This is a genomic window from Aggregatibacter actinomycetemcomitans DSM 8324 (genome assembly GCF_000372365.1).
GTDB classification, from domain to species: domain Bacteria; phylum Pseudomonadota; class Gammaproteobacteria; order Enterobacterales; family Pasteurellaceae; genus Aggregatibacter; species Aggregatibacter actinomycetemcomitans.
The window spans coordinates 1-19,610 of the sequence record NZ_AQUU01000016.1 but is presented as its reverse complement, the minus strand read 5'-3'; the positions used below and the strand labels follow the sequence as shown (position 1 = coordinate 19,610).

The window sequence follows — 19,610 nt, the reverse complement described above, 5'->3', positions numbered from 1 at the left end:
ACGTTTTTCAAAACGACCGCACTTTTTCACTTCAGATTAAGGCTTATAGATAATTTCCACGCCTTCTTCATCGTCTTCCGACCAGTCATCCCAGTCATTATCCTCTTCATCATCAACATCGGCATTTTCCAATTGCTCCTGATGATAATCTTCCCATTTGAATTTGACTTCTTCATTTTCTACCGGCGTTTTTTCTGTTTTGCGCGGGTGGGCTTCCAGGAAGTCCATAATATCGCGGCACAGTTGCGGGGCGTTTTTACCGGTGGCGGCGGAAATTAAATAATAACCTTCCTCCCGGCCCAGACGTTCGGTGATCTCTTTCGCTCGCGCATGGGCTTCTTCATCACTGAGCGTATCGATTTTGTTGAACACCAGCCAGCGCGGTTTTTCCGCCAAGGACTCGCTGTATTGGAACAATTCCGATTCGATAATCGCCACGTTATCCGCCGGGTTGGAATCATCAATTGGGTTGATATCCACCAAATGAATCAACACGCGGCAACGTTCCAAGTGTTTCAGGAAGCGGATACCCAAGCCTGCTCCTTCCGATGCGCCTTCAATTAAGCCAGGAATGTCGGCGATCACAAAACTGCGATTGTCATCTACTTTCACCACGCCTAAACTTGGTACCAAGGTGGTAAACGGATAATCGGCGACTTTCGGTTTGGCGGCGGAAACAGCGCGGATAAAGGTGGATTTGCCGGCATTCGGTAAACCGAGCATTCCCACATCGGCGAGGAGCATTAATTCTAACAAGAGATCACGTTTTTCCCCTGCCGTACCCATGGTTTTTTGGCGCGGTGCGCGGTTGACTGAAGATTTAAAACGGGTATTGCCCAAGCCGTGATAGCCGCCTTTCGCCACCAATAATTTCATACCATTTTTGGTTAAATCACCGATGACTTCCTGCGTATCGTTGTCGATGGCGCGGGTGCCCACCGGCACGTGTAAGGTAATATCTTTGCCGCGATGGCCGGTGCAGTTTGCACTGAGCCCGTTTTCCCCGCGTTCGGCGGCGAAACGTTTTTCAAAGCGGTAGTCAATGAGGGTGTTGAGGTTTTCATCGGCGATTAAATAAACATCACCGCCGTCACCGCCGTCACCGCCGTCGGGACCGCCTTTTGGGATATATTTTTCACGACGGAAACTGGCACAACCGTTGCCGCCGTCACCGGCTTCAACGTGAATCAAAGCTTCATCAATAAATTTCATTCAAGTTCTCCAAAACACTTAAAATAGGTACCGCACTTACCGGTTAGCAGGAAATAGCTTATGTCCTATGGCGGATAAAATTGCTCCGCATACTACAATAAACGTACCAATATAGCTAATGGTATTTAATTTCAGTGCGGAGAAATTCGTCGGGGAAATATAGTGCGCCATATGAGCAAATAGAATAGTAAACAAGGGAACCAACGTAATTACCACGCTGACTTTGGATACTTCCCAGCGGTTTAGGGCTTCCGCGTAAGCGCCGTAACCGAATAGAGTGTTTAAGCAGCAATAAATGAAGCAGCCTAGCGCCAGTGGGGTTAATCCCTGAACTTGTGAAAATTCGGCGAAGGGCGTAAAGACGATGGCGCAGCCGAAATAAATCATTAATAAAATTTGTTGGGCGCTGAATTTTCGTAACATTAATTTTTGCGCCATACCGTAGGCCACCCATACCAGCGCAGCACTCACGCTGATAAGCACGCCGGTAGTGTAGGTGTTTAATCCGTTGAAAACCTCTAATTTATCGTTGAAAAAGAGTCCCAAACCGATAAGCAATAAGACCAAGCCGATTTTTTGATGCAAGCCTAATTTTTCCTTAAAAATCACTACGCCGCAAATGAGCATGCCGAAGGAGGATAAATGAATAAAAATTTGTGCAACGGAGGGTTCAATATAATTTAATGAACTGTTAAATAAGAAGAAATTGCCAGCCAAGCCAAGTATGCCAATGATTGCCAGTAACCAGAAATAACCCAGTTTGGATAAATCGGGCAGCGTTTTTTTATAGCCGAGTAATAACAAAAGGGCGCAACCGGCAACAACGAAACGATACCATACGATGGTTTGCACGTTCATTGCCGTAACCACCTGTTTCAGCGCGATGGGTAAAGAGCCCCACGCCATCGCGGTAATGAGTGCAAAAAGAAAACCAAGTAGTGGTTGTTGTTTCATTTATCTTCCTTACATTTGTAGCGAGCTTAAAAGTGCGGTCATTTTTACCAATGTTTTTTGGCCTGTCAAAGAGAAACTTAACAATTTTTACGATGAAAAATCGCGGGAAGTTTGTGTCCCAACACGGAGAGCAATGAACCTGAAACGACGGCAATCGCACCAAGGTAGCTGATCCAATTGAGTTCCTGATCAACGAATAATTGTGGATAAACGGCAATTAAAATTTCTGTGAAAATAATCGTGAAAATTGGAATCTGCGTCATGATGGCGCTGACTTTTGAAACATCCCAGCGATTTAGCGCTTCGCCGTAAGTGCCGTAAGCAATAATGGTATTAAGGCAACAAAAAATCAAGCAGCCCAGCTGAAAGGAATTTAACGCGCTCACCTGCTGAATATTGGCAAAGGGCGTAAAAATGATCGTGCAGCCGACATAAATTATGAGCAAAATTTGTTGCGAACTGAAACGGCTCAACATCAGCTTTTGCGCCATGCCATAGGCAACCCAGCAGGAGCTGGCGCATAGGGCAATAACAATGCCTTTAAAATAATCATTGAGCTGTAAGAAATCACTAAAGCGTTGGTTGAAAAATAAGACCAAGCCGAGAATTAAAATAACCAAACCGATTTTTTGATGGAGCCCGATGTGTTCTTTAAACACAAACACACCGACAAATAGCATGATAAACGAGGATAACGGACTGAGCACTTGGCTGCTGGTCAGTGGAATATAGTTCAGCGCCAGATTAAATAAGAAGAAATTTGCCGATAGCCCAAGAATGCCCAGCATAATCAAAAGGAGATAACGCTGACGAAGTGCGGTGGGTTTTGGCAGCGTTTTACGTAATCCCAATAAAATAAATAAACCGATCGCCGATGTGATAAAGCGATACCACACAATGGTTTGGGCATCCATGACTGCGACGATCTGTTGCAAGGCGATAGGCAACGCACCCCACATACAGACGGCGGTTAACGCGAGTAAAAAACCGGCTAAAGGTTGTTGTTGCATGATTCCACCTAAATTTCACCTATAAAAAAGCCCTGCATGAAAGCAGGGCATTTTATTCTGTTTTGGTAAAATTACTCAGTAACGATACTTACGTATTTACGGCTTTTTTCGCCTTTTACTTCAAATTTTACTTTACCATCGGCTGTCGCGAATAAGGTGTGGTCACGTCCCATTCCAACGTTGTTGCCCGCGTGGAACTTAGTACCACGTTGGCGAACGATGATACTACCTGCTAATACAGACTCACCACCGAAACGTTTAACACCAAGACGTTTAGCTTCAGAATCACGACCGTTACGAGTTGAACCACCAGCTTTTTTAGTTGCCATCTACTTGATCTCCTCTGAAATTATGCTTGAATCCCAGTGATTTTCACTTCTGTGAACCACTGACGATGACCTTGTTGTTTACGGCTGTGTTTGCGACGACGGAACTTAACGATTTTAATTTTCTCGCCACGACCTTGTGCAACTACTTCAGCCACTACTTTCGCGCCGGCAACGACCGGTGCACCGATTTTAACATCTTCACCATTAGCAACCATCAACACCGAATCAAACTCAACTGTTGCGCCGGCTGCAAGTTCAAGTTTTTCCAAACGAACCACTTGACCTTCGCTTACTCGGTGTTGTTTACCGCCACTTTGGAAAACTGCGTACATAAATACTCCGCTATAATTGTGCTCTAATGTTGTTTCATTTCGCACATAAAATTCATATAAATAGGGCGTGAATTCTACGGAAAAATTTAGGGGATAGCAAGAATTTATTTACGAGAAAATAAAAAATTTCGCAATTTCGGCAGTTTGATTTCAGAAAGCCTGAAAAATCAGGTAAAATCCACCGCACTTTAGTTTTTAGTTTCCTCCGAACCTGATTTAATCAGTTTTAATCAGTCGAATTGACAGAATGAATACAACAAATTTAATGGATATGAAGGCAATCCAGGCGTTAAGCCATGGGGATATGCAAAAAGTAAACGAATCAATTTTAGCCCAACTGAACTCCGATGTGGCGTTAATTAATCAGTTGGGTTTCTACATTGTGCAAGGTGGCGGCAAGCGTATTCGTCCGCTTATCGCTGTGTTGGCGGCTCGTGCATTGGGTTTCGATGGGCAGCAAGCCATCACCTGTGCGACTTTTGTCGAGTTTATTCATACCGCGTCTTTATTACACGACGATGTCGTCGATGAATCGGATATGCGTCGCGGGCGTGCCACGGCGAATGCGGAATTCGGTAATGCGGCAAGCGTGTTGGTGGGTGATTTCATTTATACCCGCGCGTTCCAATTGGTTGCGCAGCTGGAGTCTTTGAAAATTTTACGCATTATGGCGGATGCCACTAATGTGTTGGCGGAAGGAGAAGTGCAACAATTAATGAACGTAAATGATCCGCAAACCAGCGAAGAAAATTATATGCGGGTGATTTACAGTAAAACCGCTCGTTTATTTGAGGTGGCGGCGCAGGCAGCGGCAATTATTGCCGGCGCGGATGACACGCAGGAAAAAGCATTACAGAATTACGGTCGTTATCTCGGCACCGCATTTCAATTGGTGGATGACGTTCTGGATTACAGCGCCAACGCAAACGCCTTAGGGAAAAATGTTGGTGATGATTTAGCCGAAGGAAAACCAACCCTTCCTTTGTTACACGCCATGCACCACGGCAATGCGCAGCAAGCCGCCTTAATCCGCAAAGCCATTGAGCAAGGAGGAAGACGTGATGCCATTGATGACGTATTAGCCATTATGGCGGAACACAACTCTTTAGATTACGCCATGAACTGCGCCAAACAAGAAGCGCAAAAAGCCGTTGATGCCATTCAATGTTTGCCGGAAAGCGAATATAAACTGGCGTTGATTTCCTTGGCATATTTATCCGTAGATAGAACCTATTAGGATGACAGAACAACATAACCCCAAAAGTGCGGTTAATTTTCAAAACAAAATTCGCAAGCAAAAACCGCGCAAAGATCCCAATGCCCCTTTTATTCGTGAAAAGCTGGAATTACCTGATGGGCATAATAAACTGCTGTTGCATTCCTGCTGTGCGCCTTGCTCGGGCGAGGTGATGGAAGCGATTTTGGCGTCCGGTATCGAATTTACCATTTATTTTTACAATCCGAATATCCACCCGTTAAAAGAATATTTAATTCGTAAAGAAGAGAATATTCGTTTTGCGCAGAAATTCGGCATTCCGTTTATTGACGCGGATTATGATCGTCAGGAATGGTTTGATCGCGCCAAAGGCATGGAATGGGAGCCGGAGCGCGGCATTCGTTGCACCATGTGTTTTGGTATGCGCTTTGAAAAAGCCGCCGAATATGCGCATGAACATGGTTTTCCGGTTTTTACCAGCTGCCTTGGTATTTCCCGCTGGAAAGATATGGATCAAATTAACGGCTGCGGGCATCGCGCAGCGGAAAAATATGATGACGTGATTTATTGGGATTACAACTGGCGCAAAGAAGGCGGCTCGCAACGCATGATCGAAATCAGCAAACGCGAGCGTTTTTATCAGCAGGAATATTGCGGTTGCGTCTATTCTTTACGCGACAGCAATAAATGGCGTGAACAAACCGGTCGCCAAAAAATCGAAATCGGCAAGCTTTACTATTCGCCGAATCAATAGGACTAAATAATGGAGCAAGGTTACTGAAAATACCGTGCTACGTAATTGGGGTCTAACTAGTGTGCATTTTCTAGTCTTACTAACTGCAAATCCCGAATTAATTTTCGGGATTTGTGATCTGTCTCAATTATTCTTTAACTTTTTTTGAATATAATCCGCTCGCCAATTTTATTATGGAGATTAATTATATGAAAAAATTATTATTTGTTGGGCTTGTTAGTTTTATATTAACCGGATGCACTATTCATAAAGAACTGGTTGCCACTGGTGGTAGTAAGGCAGATGGTACTATCGAGTTATCTTATACTTATGGCGGAATGCAGGTACCAGTAATTAATGAAGAACAAGGATTGCAATTAGCAAAAAAACGTTGTGAGTCTTGGGGATATAAAAACGCAGAGAAATTCGGCGGACATAAACAAGTTTGTTCTATGTATGGTGGTCTCGGATGTACCGAGTTTACAGTTACAATTCAGTATCAGTGTTTAGATAAATAATCTTGAATTTCATTGATATCCTATATAGTGCTTTTTTAAAACCTAAAGGCTACTAGTTAAGTAAAATGAAACGATAAATGACCGCACTTTGAGCTTCAGAGTGCGGTTCTTTATTGGAATGATTAGTTTATATCGTATATAACTTAAACATTGAGCATGTAAATTAAAAGATTTTATATTGGCAATAATCGAATATTTAGATTTATCAACGGCAGATTATAATCCCAAGGCGTAACGCAAGGCTTGTTTTTTCAACAACGGGGTTTTATCTGCCGCTACTAATGCGATATTTCGTAGCATTTTCAATGGCAAAATCTTTTCCTTAAACGCCTTATAAAACAGATCCATGCCCGATTGCATGAGTAAATTATCGGTTTTTCGTTTTTGTTGATAACGCTACAACACCCGATCATCGGCAATATTTTCCTACTGCCGAAGTACAGAGCGTATGATCTCAATTAAGACTTTCACATCTTTAAAACCGAAGGCGAGGCCGCACCAATCACGCCTCCGCTGACAACAATAATATCTTTTAAAATTCCCGTCACTTTTTCATTTCTCTGACGATATTGAGTGGTATTTATTTTATCTTCCAATAGGTAAAATTCTGAAGAAAATCTGCTTTTTAACTAGCCAGAAAAAGTGCAAGTCTGTAGAATAGCCAGTCAATTTTTATGAACCATTAGAGTAAATTTTAGCCAATATGACGCAAAAACTACATATTAAAACCTGGGGCTGCCAGATGAATGAATACGATTCATCAAAAATGGCGGATTTATTACACAGTACGCATGGTTTGGAACTCACCGAAGTGCCGGAAGAAGCGGATGTTTTGCTATTGAATACCTGTTCCATTCGCGAAAAAGCACAGGAAAAAGTGTTCCATCAATTAGGTCGCTGGAAAGAATTAAAAAAGAGCAATCCGAATTTATTGATTGGCGTGGGCGGTTGTGTAGCATCGCAGGAAGGTGAACATATTCGCACCCGTGCCCCTTATGTGGATATTATTTTCGGGCCGCAAACCCTGCACCGTTTACCGGAAATGATTAACCAAATTCGCGGTGGCAAAAGTGCTGTGGTGGATATTAGTTTCCCGGAAATCGAAAAATTCGACCGGTTGCCGGAACCGCGCGCAGAAGGCCCGACTGCCTTTGTTTCTATCATGGAAGGCTGTAATAAATACTGTACTTACTGCGTGGTGCCTTATACCCGTGGCGAGGAAGTTAGCCGTCCGGTGGATGATATTTTATTTGAAATTGCCCAGTTGGCGGAGCAAGGCGTGCGCGAAGTGAATTTGCTCGGCCAGAACGTGAACGCCTATCGTGGTCCGACATTTGATGGCGATATTTGCACCTTCGCCGAATTGTTGCGTTTGGTAGCGGCCATTGACGGTATCGATCGTTTGCGTTTTACCACCAGCCATCCTATTGAATTCACCGATGATATTATCGATGTGTATCGTGATACGCCAGAATTGGTGAGTTTCCTGCATTTGCCGGTGCAATCCGGTTCCGATCATGTGTTGAACATGATGAAACGCGGACATACAGCGATTGAATATAAGTCTATTATTCGTAAGCTCAAAGCGGTGCGCCCGCATATTCAAGTCAGTTCTGACTTTATCGTGGGCTTCCCGGGCGAAACCAACGAAGATTTCGAGCAAACCATGAATTTGATTGCGCAAGTGAATTTCGATATGAGCTTCAGCTTCATTTATTCCGCACGTCCCGGCACGCCGGCGGCGGATTATCCTGACGATGTCAGCGAAGAAGAGAAAAAACAACGCCTTTATTTGTTGCAACAACGCATTAATAACCAAGCGGCGCAGTTCAGCCGCGCCATGTTGGGATCCGAGCAACGCGTGTTGGTGGAAGGTCCGTCGAAAAAAGACATTATGGAATTGACGGGACGTACGGAAACCAACCGCATCGTGAATTTCCAAGGCACACCGGATATGATCGGCAAGTTCGTAGATATTAAAATCACTGACGTGTTTACCAACTCCCTACGTGGTGAAGTGGTGCGCACCGAAGATCAAATGGGCTTGCGTGTGTTGCAATCGCCGCAAATGGTGATTAACCGCACCCGTAAGGAAGATGAACTTGGCGTAGGGCGCTATGTTGGTTAAGTCGCTTTCATCAGAAGCAAAAAACCTCGCTATTTTCGCGAGGTTTTTTATTACGCCTATTTTTGCTTTTCGACAAAAACCAAATATTCTTCCAGCACGTCAATCGCTTCCAAACAACGGGCACGGCGCTGTTCTAATTGCTCCAGCATTTGTTTATTAACAAGTCGACCTTCACGCTGTGCTTTTTCCAACGTATCCTGTTCAACCTGAATTTTTTCATTGAACGATGCCAGATAGTCATAATATTTCGCTAACCGTTCACGGGGCGGCAAACTGTGTACGGGATGACGGCGTTTACCGGTGGGTTTAGGTTCTTCCTTGGTTTTGCGCGGAAAGGGTTGGTCGTTTTGCTGTTGTCGGGTTAAGGCATCGGAAAGTGCGGTGCATTGCGCCGACAGTTTTTGCGTGTAAAACTGCAACGCTTCAAGATTGCTGGGATCCGCCTGCTCAAGACGCGCAAAGGTTTGTTCGATTTGCTGAAAATAAAATGCTACTTTTTGCCGGTTTTCCGTAAATAAATTTGCCGAAAATTTGGCATACACCGTTCCTTCCTTTTGCGCGTCATAACGCGCGAAGAAATGCTGAAGGCTTTGTTTAAGGCGTTGGATGGAAATACTGTTCATAGGCATGTTAATGGTAAAGGTGTGGTCGAAAATTTAACTGTTTTTCCCACCGCACTTTTTAGCTTACAGATACACCGCGGCAATCCAGCCGAAGATAATTAACGGAATGTTGTAGTGAATAAAGGTCGGCACCACGGAATCCCAAATGTGGTCGTGTTTGCCGTCCATATTCAAACCGGAAGTCGGCCCCAACGTCGAGTCGGATGCCGGTGAACCTGAATCGCCCAGCGCAGCCGCTACGCCGACAATAGACACGGTGGCAAGCGGCGAGAAGCCGAAAGATAAACACAACGGCACATAAATGGAAGTAATAATCGGTACGGTAGAGAAAGAAGAACCGATACCCATGGTGATGAGCAAACCCACGAGCAACATCAGGAATGCGGCGGCGCCTTTGCTTTGAATCACACTGGTGCTTAACACGTCTATTAGCTCTTTCACGCCGGTTGTGGTGTTAATGACGTTGGCGAAACCGGAGGCGGCGATCATCACAAAGCCGATCATCGCCATTAAACGCAAGCCTTGTTGGAAAATATCGTTGCTTTCTTTGAGTTTAAAAATGCCAAATACGGCGAAGATAATTAAACCGACCAAGCCGCCGATGATGGTGGAACTGGTGACTAATTGCACTGTGAAGGTGGCGACGATGGCGATTAAACTTGCCACAATTTGTTTCGGTTTGATGTTGGCAATGTGTTGTTCAATGTCTTGGGTTGTCGGCTCGGTGCTCATCACCACGTATTCGCGCGGTTTGCGATAAGTGATAAACACGGCGGTTAACAACCCCAAAACCATGCCGATCACGGGAATGGTCATTGCCAGTGACACTTCGCCCACGCTGGTTTGTAAGCCTAATGAATTGCCTACGGTGTTGATATTTTTCACCAGAATGCTTTCGATAAAGATTTTTCCGAAACCCACCGGCAATAACATATAGGTGGCGGTTAAACCGAAGGTCAGCACACAAGCCACCGCACGGCGGTCAATTTTCAATTTGTTGAAAATGGCGAGCATCGGCGGAATGACGATAGGAATAAAGGCAATGTGTACCGGCAGCAGGTTTTGGGAAGAAATAGCGAACAGCGTTAGGATACCGAGCATGGCATATTTGAACATGGCAAGGCTGTTTGCGGTTGGCACTTTATTCATGCGGGTGATGATTTTGTAGGCAAGTAAATCGGTAATGCCGGATTTGGAGATGGCAATAGCAAAAGCGCCGAGCATCGCATAGTTCATAGCAACTTCCGCACCGCCGCCAAGTCCGCCGGTAAAGGCTTCGATGGTTTTAGTCAAGCCTAAATCACCGACTAAACCGGCAGTTAAGGCGGAAATCACCAATGCGATGACCACGTTAATGCGGAGCAAACTAAGTGCCAGCAATACGATGATCGAAATGACAACAGGGTTGGTTAACATTTGTTTATCCTTATGAGTTAAGTTGTTGATAATTTACTAGAAAAATAAAATTTGTCTAATGAAATCACGATTTTGGGTTTTCGGTTCATTGGGCTGAAAAGAAAACCCCTCGAAAGTTAACTTCCGAGGGGTTGTGATAAACCATGAATTATTCGCACCTTGCTCGGAAGTGATCTTCCAAGCACACCACATACCTGAAAGATTATTCAGTTACATGATGGTGATGATGGTTGCGAATAACGTTCATTTTGTTTCTCCTGTGTGAGTTGCTTTTTAAACTACTGGAAAAGTTTTTTCATCGCAAGTGGTTTTTTAAAAAATGTGAAAGTGCGGTCTAAATTTTCGATGTTCTTAATCATTCGCTACAAGATGCGGAAACCCACCCAATTGCTTCAAATGATTCACCATATAACAAAACAATTCGGCAGTGCGTTCCGTGTCATATAACGCTGAATGTGCCTGCTGGCTGTCAAAAGGGATTTTTGCTGCTTGGCAGGCTTTCACCAACACGGTTTGCCCGAACATAAAACCGCTCAAGGTTGCCGTGTCAAAGGTGGAAAAGGGGTGGAATGGGTTGCGTTTAGCATTCATACGTTGTGCCGCCGCCATGAGAAACCCCTGATCGAACGCCGCATTATGCGCCACGATAATGGATCGCTGGCAATCCGCATCTTTTTGCGCTTTACGTACCATCTTGAACATTTCGCTGATGGCGATATTTTCGCTCACCGCACCACGCAACGGGTTATCAATATCAATGCCGTTAAATTTAAGGGATTCGGGATCGATATTCGCCCCTTCAAAAGCTTGAATGTGAAAATGGCATTTTTGATCCGGCAGCAAATTGCCGTTTTCATCCATTTTGAGGGTAATTGCTGCCAACTCCAACAACGCATCGGTTTTGGCGTTTAACCCGGCGGTTTCCACGTCGATTACCACCGGCAAATAACCTCGGAATCGATGTTTTAATATATTGTAATTAATGGTTTCTTGGGTTTCTGACATAGTTCATCCTAAAAATAAAACGTGGATAATCGTTCATAATCCACGTTAAAAAACGTTTGAATTTTCTACCGCACTTTTGGTGCGAACTAGTTGCCTAATCCGGCTTGTGCGTTTTTGTTTTCGATAAATTCGATTTTATAACCGTCCGGATCTTCCACAAAGGCAATCACTGTTTTGCCGCCTTTTACCGGGCCGGGCTCACGGGTGACATTGCCACCGGCTTTGCGCACCGCTTCGCAGGTGGCGTAAATATCGTCCGTGCCGATGGCGATATGCCCGTAAGCGGTGCCGAGTTCGTATTTATCCACGCCCCAGTTGTAAGTCAGTTCCAACACGGAGGTTTTCTCTTCATCGTCGTAACCTAAAAATGCCAGAGAATATTTGTATTCGGGATTTTCGCCGGTGCGCAATAAACGCATACCCAACACATCTTGATAAAATCGAATGGAACGTTGTAAATCGCCGACGCGTAACATGGTGTGTAAAATTCGCATGGTATTCTCCCTCACATAACTAAAAACTGCGCCAATTATGCCACAGAATGAGGGCATTTGTTTGGAGAAAATAAAAAGGACTAAGCAGCTTAGGCTTAATCCTTTTTGAATATGACGCATCATAGAAACACGGTGAAAACCCACCGCACTTTTATGGCTTAGAAGGTGTAATTGACATTTAAGCGAACATCGCGACCCGGTTCGGGTAGGGTGGAAACACCTGCACGTTGGCTGTGGCTGCGATAATATTTATTAAACGCATTATTTAATGCCAAGTTAACGTTGATGTTTTCAACCGGTTTCCATGTGACGTAGAAATCGTTCACACCATAGCCAGGGCGTTTAGTGGTGGTTGAACCGCCACCACGGTTATTCGTGCTGGTATCATAACTCGTATGCTGTACGAAACGTCCTCTCCAGCCAATTTCCACATCAGGTTGTTCAAAGCGGTAAGATACGCCGGTGGTCCAAGTACGACCAATTGGAATGGCAGTAACCGTACTGTCGACGGTTCTGCCATCTAATTCAGGCTTGCTATAGGCTACACCAGCACGTAAAGTTAAACCTTCATATTTATATGCCGCACCTAATTCGTAACCGCTATTTCTCAACTTACCTGCATTTTGAATTTCAAAATAACCCGGTCTAATTTGAGTGAACGCGTGAGTATCCTGAATCGTTTGCCAGAAATAGCTACCGTTTAATGAAAGGCTATCGGCTAATTTATAGTTGAAGCCGACTTCCGTATTGCGTGACTTTTCAGGTTTAATATTGCCGGCAATGGAATAGACTGCGGGGTTTCCTCTGGTAGTTCCTGACGACAATAGAATTTCCCGGAAACGAGGACTACGGGTTGCGTAGTTTAAGCTGGCACTAAAACTTAAATCCTTCGTTACTTCATAGATTAAACCAAAACTTGGGTTTAAATTACCTTTGTTTGATTTTCTGCCATCCATAGCTCGGAATGAGAAGTGATCGTAACGTAAACCTGTGGTTAAGGTGAATGCACCGAGACCCCAGATACCTTCTGCATAAACGCCCACATCACGTTTCTTTTGATTTCTTATTTGTACCCCGTTTTGTACCGTGAGAGAATTTGGTCTGCCTTCTTGATCACGGTAATTGACACCATATTTGATTAAGTGAGACTCACCGATTTGAGAATCTAAGTTAAGGTTTGCACCATTGGCAACCAAATGGATTTTGGAACGTTCGGTAGGTTCTTCTCGGCTAATAACTGTACGCCAAACATTGGCTTTTGCGGTACTGATAAAGCCAATGTTTTTGCCGGTCCACTCAATCTTGCCGGTATCATTAGTGGTGACGCGATAGCGTGGAGCATTAACTGATTCTCTTCCGTCCTGAGCAAAGTCAAACTCCTCACGTAATGCGCGGACACCATAATGGCGTTCTTGGCGGCGGCTTAATTCAATACGATGATCTTCGTTTAGATCTACACCGATTTTAGCCAATAAACCACGCTGACCCAGTGCACTATTTTTGATCTTATAGCCATTACCCGCTTTGTAATCACGTTCTTTTACCCAGTTACCGGAAATTAAAGCATCGAATGCACCGACTTTGGAATAAATGGTGGCGCCTTTGCTCCAACCGCTATTCGAACTTACGCCGGCATTAACTTTAAAACCAAAGTCTTGTTCCTCTTTCAGCAAATCTTTTGCGCTGACAGTTTCCGCCACAATTGTACCACTGGTGGCGCCAATGCCTGCGCTGGCGGAGCCTGTACCTTTTTGTACACTAACTTTTTTAAACAAAGACGGATCAAAAACGAAGCGACCTTGATGGTGGAACAGTTGAGCATCAGTGTAGGCATCATCGATTTTAACATCCACCTGATCCTGTCCCATACCACGAATGGTAAACCATTGAGAGGTTCCGCGCCCTCCCCCGAAGTTAAGTGCGGGCTCTTCCTTGAGTAAACCTTTTAACTCGGTTTCAGTACTGCGATTAACTGATTCTGTAGTAATTACATTGGTTTTGCCTTTGGCACCGGTATTTTCGGACACCACATTGATGATATCTAATTCCTCAGCCTGAACTGCGGTGGCAACTAATATTGCCAGAGGAAGCAATGAAAAATGTTTACGCATAAATGCTCCTGTAAGGGTTAATAAAAGTATGAAATTTATCGCGGGGCAATTTAGCTTATTTGGATTCTGTTTGCAAATGATAATTGTTGCTAATTTTAACGTCGTTTGTTAACCGACTGTTATTAAAGCGGAAAAACAACGTGAACTTTTGGTCAAAAAGTTCCCTAACTAACTGGTCTGATGTGATTTTGATAGTATGCTATGAACTATTTTTAAAGATTATTTTATTTTATTTCAAATGGTTATGCTCTTTATTTTTTTATTCAATATGAAGTGATGGATTTTTTAGTTAGAAAAATATTTGGTATTTTAAAAAAGCGTAGACGGAAATGACTTTTCCGGTCCTAATTTTCATTTCTACGCAATATTAAAAATTACATGTAAATCAAGGAGATTTAAGATGTTTTCATTTCTTAAGGCCTCTCCGCCGGCACCTCGAATTGAGTCTTCCCGAGTTGATGCGGAGTATAAGAAATTACGTTGGCAGGTATTTGCCGGTGTATTTATAGGCTATGCGGCGTATTATTTGATCCGCAAAAACTTTTCCCTCGCTATCCCTTACCTAATTGATGAATATGGTTTTACTAAAGCGGATTTAGGCACTGTGGGTGTTGCGTTGTCCCTCGCTTATGGTTTTAGTAAGTTCATTATGGGGAATGTTTCCGACCGTAGTAATCCTAAGTATTTTATCACTATAGGTTTGCTGGGTTCGGCAATCGTGAGTTTAATTTTCGGCTTAGTGCCCGGCGTGTTGGCTTCCATTCCGATCATGATCGTGCTAGCCGCTTTTAACGGCTGGTTCCAAGGAATGGGTTACCCACCGGGTGCAAAAACCATGACCAACTGGTTCTCCGTATCCGAACGGGGTGTGTGGTGGAGCTGGTGGAATGTGTCCCATAACTTGGGCGGCGGTTTAATCGGCCCGTTAGCCATTTTAGGTTTGGCGATTTTTGGTACATGGCAATCACTTTTCTATTTACCGGCATTAATTGCTATCGTGTTAGCGTTTATTATGTTTTGGTTAATGCGCGATACACCGGAATCACAAGGTTTACCGCCGGTGGATGAGTGGAAGGGCGAAAAAGTCGTACAGCAGGTTGAATCAGCCCATACCCTTTCTTCAAAAGATATTTTTATGAAATATATCTTAAATAACAAGTTCTTATGGGCAATTGCTATTGCCAATGTGTTTGTATATTTCATTCGTTACGGCATTATCGACTGGGCACCGACCTACTTAAAAGAAGTGAAACATTTTTCCGTAGATAAACAAAGCTGGGCATATTTCCTGTATGAGTATGCAGGGATTTTCGGCATGCTGACCAGTGGTTATTTGAGCGATAAAGTGTTCAAAGGTCACCGCGCCCCGCCAATGCTATTGTTCCTGACAGGTGTGCTTGTTGCGATTTTTGTTTATTGGAAAAATCCGGCGGGTAATCCGTTAGTCGATAATATCTGTTTGGTCGCAATTGGTTTCCTGATTTACGGACCGGTGATGATGATCGGCTTACAGGCAGCAGATTTGGTACCTCGTGTGGCGACCGGTACAGCAACAGGCTTAACCGGTTTATTTGGTTACTTGTTGGGATCTGCCAGTGCCGGTTATGTGATGGGTAAACTGGTGGATGTATTCGGTTGGGACGGCGGATTTTATGCGCTCATCCTTTCTTGTTTCCTCGGTTTTGCTTTTATTGCCGTCACTTTATTCCATAAACCGAATACCAAGAAATAATCTTTATTCTTAAATAATACTAAAGTGCGGTTGAAATTCGCGGCGAAAATCCACCGCACTTTTTCTTTCATTTTTCTGTTGAAGTTGGCAGAATAGCCTCGATTTTTTACGCATAATTATAAATTATCAAGGAAAGCAAAAAATGATAAATCAATCTTCTCTGTTTAATTTATCTTGGCCACGTTATTTAAATTTATTGTTTTTAATCTTAAGTGCAGGATTTTTAGCCAGCGGTATCGTGACATTAATTGCCGCTAATTTAGATTATTTTTCCGATTTAGCCAAAATTTACGGCTTGCAACTGATTTTGGTCGTTTCGGTTTTATTAGGGAGTTATTTCTTTTTGCGTGAAAGCCAAAAAGTCGCAAAAGAGAAATTAAAACTGCTTTCCGCTACTTTTTTCTTTCTTACTGCCGTGCTTATAGGCGCGGTGTTTGCCCTAGTAGGGCAGACGTATCAAACGGGCGCGAATGCGTGGGAATTATTTGCACTGTGGTCGCTGTGCCAACTGCCGTTGTTATTGTTGCTGCCGAATATTGCTTCCGCTTTATTACTTATCGCCACGACCAATCTCACCTTGTATTTGTATTATGATGCTTGGTTTGATCATGGTGTGGTGAATTATGTTGTCCTGTTAAATTTTATTTTCTTGTTGTTAAGTGAAATTTTTATTCGCCAATTACACGATCAAAACTGGCGCATTCTGCCTAAAATTCTTACCTTTTTAGTGTTAAGTCATTTATTCGGCGTCCGTGTTATTACCGATAATTTACCTAACGATATTTACTCCGGTGTGTATTTTTTTCTTGTGTTTTTACAAGTGGTGATTCCATCGGGGATCGTGATTTATGTGTATAAAAAATACCGATTTGATTTTGTTAATTTAATTACTGCAACTATCTGTTCTATCGTTGCTTTTGGTATTTTCCTATTTTCCAATGTAAATTCCGGTGATTTTGCCGTATTGGCAGGCCTGTTGCTTTTTATTATTACGATCTTTGCCATTATGTTGTTGCATGGTTGGTATAAGCAGCATTATCCGCACCTTAAGAACATTTCTTGGGCACTGTCCATTTTATTAATTTTTGCCATTTTTATCGGTATTGTGACTGCATTAATTTGGCTTTTTTTAACGTTAAATGTGTCTGAACCGAAAACCGGTTTGCTGATTTTAAACGTTATTGTGTTGTTTATTGCGCTGGGGTTGCATTTTGGCAATCCCCACGCGGAAAGTCATATGTCGATTATCATCGGGATTTTCTTCTTTATGGGCTACAATCTGCTTGCCGGTTATTTCCTTGCCGATGTATTTGATTCTTACGGTGAGGGCGCCTTAACCTGTGATGTACCGTTATTGTTTACTGCGATAATTTCTATGCTTTATTTTTTACGCAAAGAGAACTGGCTGAGAACTCTAACTCTCGTGATTGTTTTGGGCGTGTGGCATATTTATTTAACCGATTGTTCCACAGGTGATCTTAGCCATGCCAATCGCATCGAATACAGTTATGTGCCTTTGTATTTTGTCACGATGTTGGGTTGCGTTATTGCTTTCTTTGTGCAAAATATATACGGAGAAAACAGTAAAGTCAGAGTGCGGATCACGCCTGTTGCTTGGGCGTTTTTACTGTTCAGCATAGGCGGCTGGGCGTTTTCCACTGATAATTTCTTGTCTTTGTTTGTAGTCTACGTTCCCGGCACTGTGGATGCGCTACCGGAAATTGATACTTTCAGCGGCTTCTTTACGATGATCACCGCCGGGTTTTATTCTCGCGCTGTGCTCGGATTAGGTTGGACAATTCCTTTCTTAGTTTGTTTTACGCCGTTGGTCACGTATTTCGCCATCAGCCGTTTTTTCAGTTTAAAAACCGATGAAAAAATGTGCATTGCCGCGATCCTGGCACTATTTACTTTCCTCTTTGTCGGTCAGCCTTCCGTATTATTTTTCGTTACGTTGTTGCTGATTACCTACTTTGTGCAAAGCCGCACGTTGTTTTTTATCGGTGTTTTATCTTTAGTCGGTAACTTGGCAATTTACTATTATTTGTTATTTATTCCACTGCTTTACAAGGCATTTTTACTGCTGTTCTTTGCTTTGCTATTCTCTGCGGTTGCTATTTATTTACACAGAAAACATCAACCGCAAACACAAAGCGCGGTTAGTTTTTACAACGTTTCTAAAGTGAAACCGATGGTTGCGCTCTGTACGGTGTTGCTTATTCTGATTCCGTTAAATTATAAAGTGTGGCAGTTTGAAAATGTGTTGATGACAGGTAAGCCGGTGGTGTTAAAAATTGCGCCCGTTGATCCGCGTTCCATCATACAAGGGGATTATATGTCTCTCAGTTATGCTATTTTGACGGATATTCGTGCACAATTAAATACTTCCGTAAATGATCAAGAAGCTGCCATTAGTGGACGAAAAACACGCCCCAAACGGGTTTACGCGTTAGTACACCAGGACGAACAGGGTGTCGCCACATTATGTCGTGTAGAGAATCGCATTCCGACGGATTTCTACGATTGTGTGCCTGATATGTATTTGCCGGTCAATAATGTCGGTTGGTTCCCGCAACTGCCAAGTCAGGAATATTTCTTTGCGGAAGGCAAAGGACAACATTATGCGCAGGCGGAATATGCCGAATATCGCTTTAAAGACGGCATCTTATTGCTTGCCCGTTTGCTGGATAAAGATTTGAAAGGCTTGTAGAAAAGGCGTTCAACAAAAAGTGCGGTGGATTTTTAAAATGTTCGGTATTATGTAGCAGTTGCACAAAGATTTAACCGATTAAAAACCTTAAAATCCCTATTGAAATTTTAACTCGATAGGGATTTTTATTATGACACAAAAGCTGCTGAAACACGAATTAGTAGAACGCCTATTAAAGCTAAAAGAAAAGCAAGATGAGCTGACGGTGCAAATGCAGTGTTTGTCATTAGAGATTAACGCATTAGCTCAACCTTATATGCCGAAAGAACCAAAACCGCAGCCCTTGATTACGATGCGATTAGTTGCTCAAGTTTTGCGTGAAAATCCAGATTGGATGTTTTGTGGGGAGATCGCTGAAAAGACTTTAGCATTGTTGGGAAAACCACAATTTGTTGATATGGGCGATAGCTGTGCCATCTTGATAGGCGAAAGCGTGCGGGCTTTGCTTGAGAGGAGGTAGTGTTGTGCCATAGTTGCGTTTTCTTTTTGTTATCTAAAGGTCTTGAAATTGTCTAAAAATTTGTTTACAGGATATTCTAGGGCATTCAATTTATGCTCAAACGTGATAAAATATCATTCAATCAACGCCAAATATACGCTCATTTGCGGTATTTGTCAATTCTAAATTGAAAAGGAACGCTCAAATGTGCATATCAGAAAGATTAAGACAAGTTTGTGAAGTTAAAAATTGGAAAATTAAAGATTTTGCAGAACAAACAGGAATCGCTTACCGCACACTACAAGGTTATGTCGGTGGTGAGCGTGAGCCAAACGCAGAAGGTATGACTGGCATTGCCAAAGCTGGCGTGAATTTGAATTGGCTCGTGAGTGGTGAAGGGGAAATGTTTCAGATTGAAACGCAAGAAATTGTGATGTCAGAGCAAGAAGAAAAATTACTCAACAACTATCGCACGATGCCTGAAAACTTAAAAGATGCTTTCTCAATTTCTTTTAAAGAAATTTCAGAGAAGCAGTAATTATTACTTGACACACCTATATAATAAGGAGCAAAAATGAGCCAACAGCCAACAGCCAACAGCCAACAGCCAACAGCCAACAGCCAACAGCCAACAGCCAACAGCCAACA

The 19,610-nt window shown here is 43.1% G+C and carries 19 protein-coding genes and 1 other annotated feature; of the genes, 8 read left to right on the top strand and 11 right to left on the bottom strand.

The annotated features are described in order from the left end of the window. Positions 1 to 36: 36 nt before the first annotated feature. The 5 genes from cgtA to rplU form a co-directional block, all read right to left on the bottom strand. Entirely contained in the window at positions 37 to 1,212 is a 1,176-nt protein-coding gene (gene cgtA / locus A3CS_RS0109260) for an Obg family GTPase CgtA (RefSeq protein WP_005539847.1), read from the bottom strand. Positions 1,213 to 1,248: 36 nt separating this feature from the next. Then, positions 1,249 to 2,166, bottom strand: a complete 918-nt coding sequence (locus tag A3CS_RS0109255) for a DMT family transporter (RefSeq protein WP_005539848.1) — start codon at positions 2,164 to 2,166, stop codon at positions 1,249 to 1,251. Positions 2,167 to 2,243: 77 nt separating this feature from the next. Beyond that, entirely contained in the window at positions 2,244 to 3,176 is a 933-nt protein-coding gene (locus A3CS_RS0109250; protein WP_005574535.1) for a DMT family transporter, read from the bottom strand. Positions 3,177 to 3,247: 71 nt separating this feature from the next. After that, the gene (rpmA, locus tag A3CS_RS0109245; protein ID WP_005539872.1) at positions 3,248 to 3,505 is read right to left on the bottom strand and encodes a 50S ribosomal protein L27; all 258 of its coding nucleotides are present in this window, start codon (positions 3,503 to 3,505) and stop codon (positions 3,248 to 3,250) included. 20 nt (positions 3,506 to 3,525) lie between these two features. Then, positions 3,526 to 3,837 carry a 50S ribosomal protein L21 gene (gene rplU / locus A3CS_RS0109240; RefSeq protein ID WP_005539876.1) on the bottom strand — a complete coding sequence of 104 codons (312 nt, stop codon included), beginning with the start codon at positions 3,835 to 3,837 and terminating at the stop codon, positions 3,526 to 3,528. Between the two features lie 265 nt (positions 3,838 to 4,102). Between rplU and ispB the strand changes: the two genes are divergently transcribed. The 3 genes from ispB to yecR all read left to right on the top strand — a co-directional run bounded on the left by ispB (position 4,103) and on the right by yecR (position 6,304). Beyond that, on the top strand, positions 4,103 to 5,074 hold the full coding sequence (gene ispB, locus A3CS_RS0109235; RefSeq protein ID WP_026161195.1) for an octaprenyl diphosphate synthase: 972 nt from the start codon (positions 4,103 to 4,105) through the stop codon (positions 5,072 to 5,074). Position 5,075: 1 nt separating this feature from the next. After that, a complete protein-coding gene (locus A3CS_RS0109230) occupies positions 5,076 to 5,807 on the top strand; it encodes an epoxyqueuosine reductase QueH (protein WP_019518430.1) in 732 nt (243 codons plus the stop codon). Positions 5,808 to 5,995: 188 nt separating this feature from the next. Next, complete coding sequence (gene yecR, locus A3CS_RS0109225) at positions 5,996 to 6,304, top strand: YecR family lipoprotein (RefSeq protein ID WP_019518429.1); 309 nt, start codon at positions 5,996 to 5,998, stop codon at positions 6,302 to 6,304. A gap of 216 nt (positions 6,305 to 6,520) precedes the next feature. On the opposite strand, the gene A3CS_RS1000000111710 is transcribed toward yecR, so the two are convergent. After that, the gene (locus tag A3CS_RS1000000111710) at positions 6,521 to 6,652 is read right to left on the bottom strand and encodes a 2-octaprenyl-3-methyl-6-methoxy-1,4-benzoquinol hydroxylase (RefSeq protein ID WP_005545534.1); all 132 of its coding nucleotides are present in this window, start codon (positions 6,650 to 6,652) and stop codon (positions 6,521 to 6,523) included. A gap of 355 nt (positions 6,653 to 7,007) precedes the next feature. Between A3CS_RS1000000111710 and miaB the strand changes: the two genes are divergently transcribed. Then, positions 7,008 to 8,432 (top strand): tRNA (N6-isopentenyl adenosine(37)-C2)-methylthiotransferase MiaB, encoded by a 1,425-nt coding sequence (gene miaB, locus A3CS_RS0109215; protein WP_005564463.1) that lies wholly within the window; start codon positions 7,008 to 7,010, stop codon positions 8,430 to 8,432. Between the two features lie 56 nt (positions 8,433 to 8,488). Here miaB and priC read toward each other — a convergent pair whose 3' ends face one another. From priC to A3CS_RS0109190, 5 genes are all read right to left on the bottom strand, one after another. Further along, positions 8,489 to 9,055 (bottom strand): primosomal replication protein PriC, encoded by a 567-nt coding sequence (gene priC / locus A3CS_RS0109210; protein ID WP_005539886.1) that lies wholly within the window; start codon positions 9,053 to 9,055, stop codon positions 8,489 to 8,491. Positions 9,056 to 9,118: 63 nt separating this feature from the next. Continuing rightward, positions 9,119 to 10,471: a Na+/H+ antiporter family protein gene (locus tag A3CS_RS0109205; RefSeq protein WP_005539888.1), complete on the bottom strand. Its 1,353-nt coding sequence runs from the start codon at positions 10,469 to 10,471 to the stop codon at positions 9,119 to 9,121. 97 nt (positions 10,472 to 10,568) lie between these two features. After that, positions 10,569 to 10,698: a sequence feature (His leader region), on the bottom strand. Between the two features lie 124 nt (positions 10,699 to 10,822). Continuing rightward, on the bottom strand, positions 10,823 to 11,476 hold the full coding sequence (rnt, locus tag A3CS_RS0109200) for a ribonuclease T (protein ID WP_005539889.1): 654 nt from the start codon (positions 11,474 to 11,476) through the stop codon (positions 10,823 to 10,825). Positions 11,477 to 11,562: 86 nt separating this feature from the next. Continuing rightward, positions 11,563 to 11,970, bottom strand: a complete 408-nt coding sequence (gene gloA / locus A3CS_RS0109195; protein WP_005588340.1) for a lactoylglutathione lyase — start codon at positions 11,968 to 11,970, stop codon at positions 11,563 to 11,565. 158 nt (positions 11,971 to 12,128) lie between these two features. Then, positions 12,129 to 14,081 (bottom strand): TonB-dependent receptor domain-containing protein, encoded by a 1,953-nt coding sequence (locus A3CS_RS0109190; protein ID WP_005545539.1) that lies wholly within the window; start codon positions 14,079 to 14,081, stop codon positions 12,129 to 12,131. A gap of 400 nt (positions 14,082 to 14,481) precedes the next feature. On the opposite strand from A3CS_RS0109190, the gene pgtP reads away from it, so the two are divergent. From pgtP to A3CS_RS0109170, 4 genes are all read left to right on the top strand, one after another. Further along, positions 14,482 to 15,813 carry a phosphoglycerate transporter protein PgtP gene (gene pgtP, locus A3CS_RS0109185; RefSeq protein ID WP_005539895.1) on the top strand — a complete coding sequence of 444 codons (1,332 nt, stop codon included), beginning with the start codon at positions 14,482 to 14,484 and terminating at the stop codon, positions 15,811 to 15,813. 142 nt (positions 15,814 to 15,955) lie between these two features. Continuing rightward, positions 15,956 to 18,523: a GDYXXLXY domain-containing protein gene (locus A3CS_RS0109180; RefSeq protein ID WP_019518427.1), complete on the top strand. Its 2,568-nt coding sequence runs from the start codon at positions 15,956 to 15,958 to the stop codon at positions 18,521 to 18,523. A 130-nt stretch (positions 18,524 to 18,653) separates the two neighbouring features. Continuing rightward, the gene (locus A3CS_RS01000000111095) at positions 18,654 to 18,983 is read left to right on the top strand and encodes a hypothetical protein (RefSeq protein WP_019518426.1); all 330 of its coding nucleotides are present in this window, start codon (positions 18,654 to 18,656) and stop codon (positions 18,981 to 18,983) included. 184 nt (positions 18,984 to 19,167) lie between these two features. Then, a complete protein-coding gene (locus tag A3CS_RS0109170; protein ID WP_005541790.1) occupies positions 19,168 to 19,500 on the top strand; it encodes a helix-turn-helix domain-containing protein in 333 nt (110 codons plus the stop codon). The last annotated feature ends 110 nt before the right edge of the window (positions 19,501 to 19,610 follow it).

Bases quoted from the DNA above. Each gene is read 5' to 3' on its own strand.
- rpmA (WP_005539872.1), bottom strand. From the start codon at position 3,505: ATGGCAACTAAAAAAGCTGGTGGTTCAACTCGTAACGGTCGTGATTCT.
- A3CS_RS1000000111710 (WP_005545534.1), bottom strand. From the start codon at position 6,652: ATGGATCTGTTTTATAAGGCGTTTAAGGAAAAGATTTTGCCATTGAAA.
- rnt (WP_005539889.1), bottom strand. From the start codon at position 11,476: ATGTCAGAAACCCAAGAAACCATTAATTACAATATATTAAAACATCGA.
- A3CS_RS0109230 (WP_019518430.1), top strand. From the start codon at position 5,076: ATGACAGAACAACATAACCCCAAAAGTGCGGTTAATTTTCAAAACAAA.
- A3CS_RS0109170 (WP_005541790.1), top strand. From the start codon at position 19,168: ATGTGCATATCAGAAAGATTAAGACAAGTTTGTGAAGTTAAAAATTGG.
- pgtP (WP_005539895.1), top strand. From the start codon at position 14,482: ATGTTTTCATTTCTTAAGGCCTCTCCGCCGGCACCTCGAATTGAGTCT.
- A3CS_RS0109180 (WP_019518427.1), top strand. From the start codon at position 15,956: ATGATAAATCAATCTTCTCTGTTTAATTTATCTTGGCCACGTTATTTA.
- A3CS_RS0109250 (WP_005574535.1), bottom strand. From the start codon at position 3,176: ATGCAACAACAACCTTTAGCCGGTTTTTTACTCGCGTTAACCGCCGTC.
- A3CS_RS0109190 (WP_005545539.1), bottom strand. From the start codon at position 14,081: ATGCGTAAACATTTTTCATTGCTTCCTCTGGCAATATTAGTTGCCACC.
- yecR (WP_019518429.1), top strand. From the start codon at position 5,996: ATGAAAAAATTATTATTTGTTGGGCTTGTTAGTTTTATATTAACCGGA.
- A3CS_RS0109255 (WP_005539848.1), bottom strand. From the start codon at position 2,166: ATGAAACAACAACCACTACTTGGTTTTCTTTTTGCACTCATTACCGCG.
- priC (WP_005539886.1), bottom strand. From the start codon at position 9,055: ATGAACAGTATTTCCATCCAACGCCTTAAACAAAGCCTTCAGCATTTC.
- cgtA (WP_005539847.1), bottom strand. From the start codon at position 1,212: ATGAAATTTATTGATGAAGCTTTGATTCACGTTGAAGCCGGTGACGGC.
- gloA (WP_005588340.1), bottom strand. From the start codon at position 11,970: ATGCGAATTTTACACACCATGTTACGCGTCGGCGATTTACAACGTTCC.
- A3CS_RS0109205 (WP_005539888.1), bottom strand. From the start codon at position 10,471: ATGTTAACCAACCCTGTTGTCATTTCGATCATCGTATTGCTGGCACTT.
- rplU (WP_005539876.1), bottom strand. From the start codon at position 3,837: ATGTACGCAGTTTTCCAAAGTGGCGGTAAACAACACCGAGTAAGCGAA.
- A3CS_RS01000000111095 (WP_019518426.1), top strand. From the start codon at position 18,654: ATGACACAAAAGCTGCTGAAACACGAATTAGTAGAACGCCTATTAAAG.
- miaB (WP_005564463.1), top strand. From the start codon at position 7,008: ATGACGCAAAAACTACATATTAAAACCTGGGGCTGCCAGATGAATGAA.
- ispB (WP_026161195.1), top strand. From the start codon at position 4,103: ATGGATATGAAGGCAATCCAGGCGTTAAGCCATGGGGATATGCAAAAA.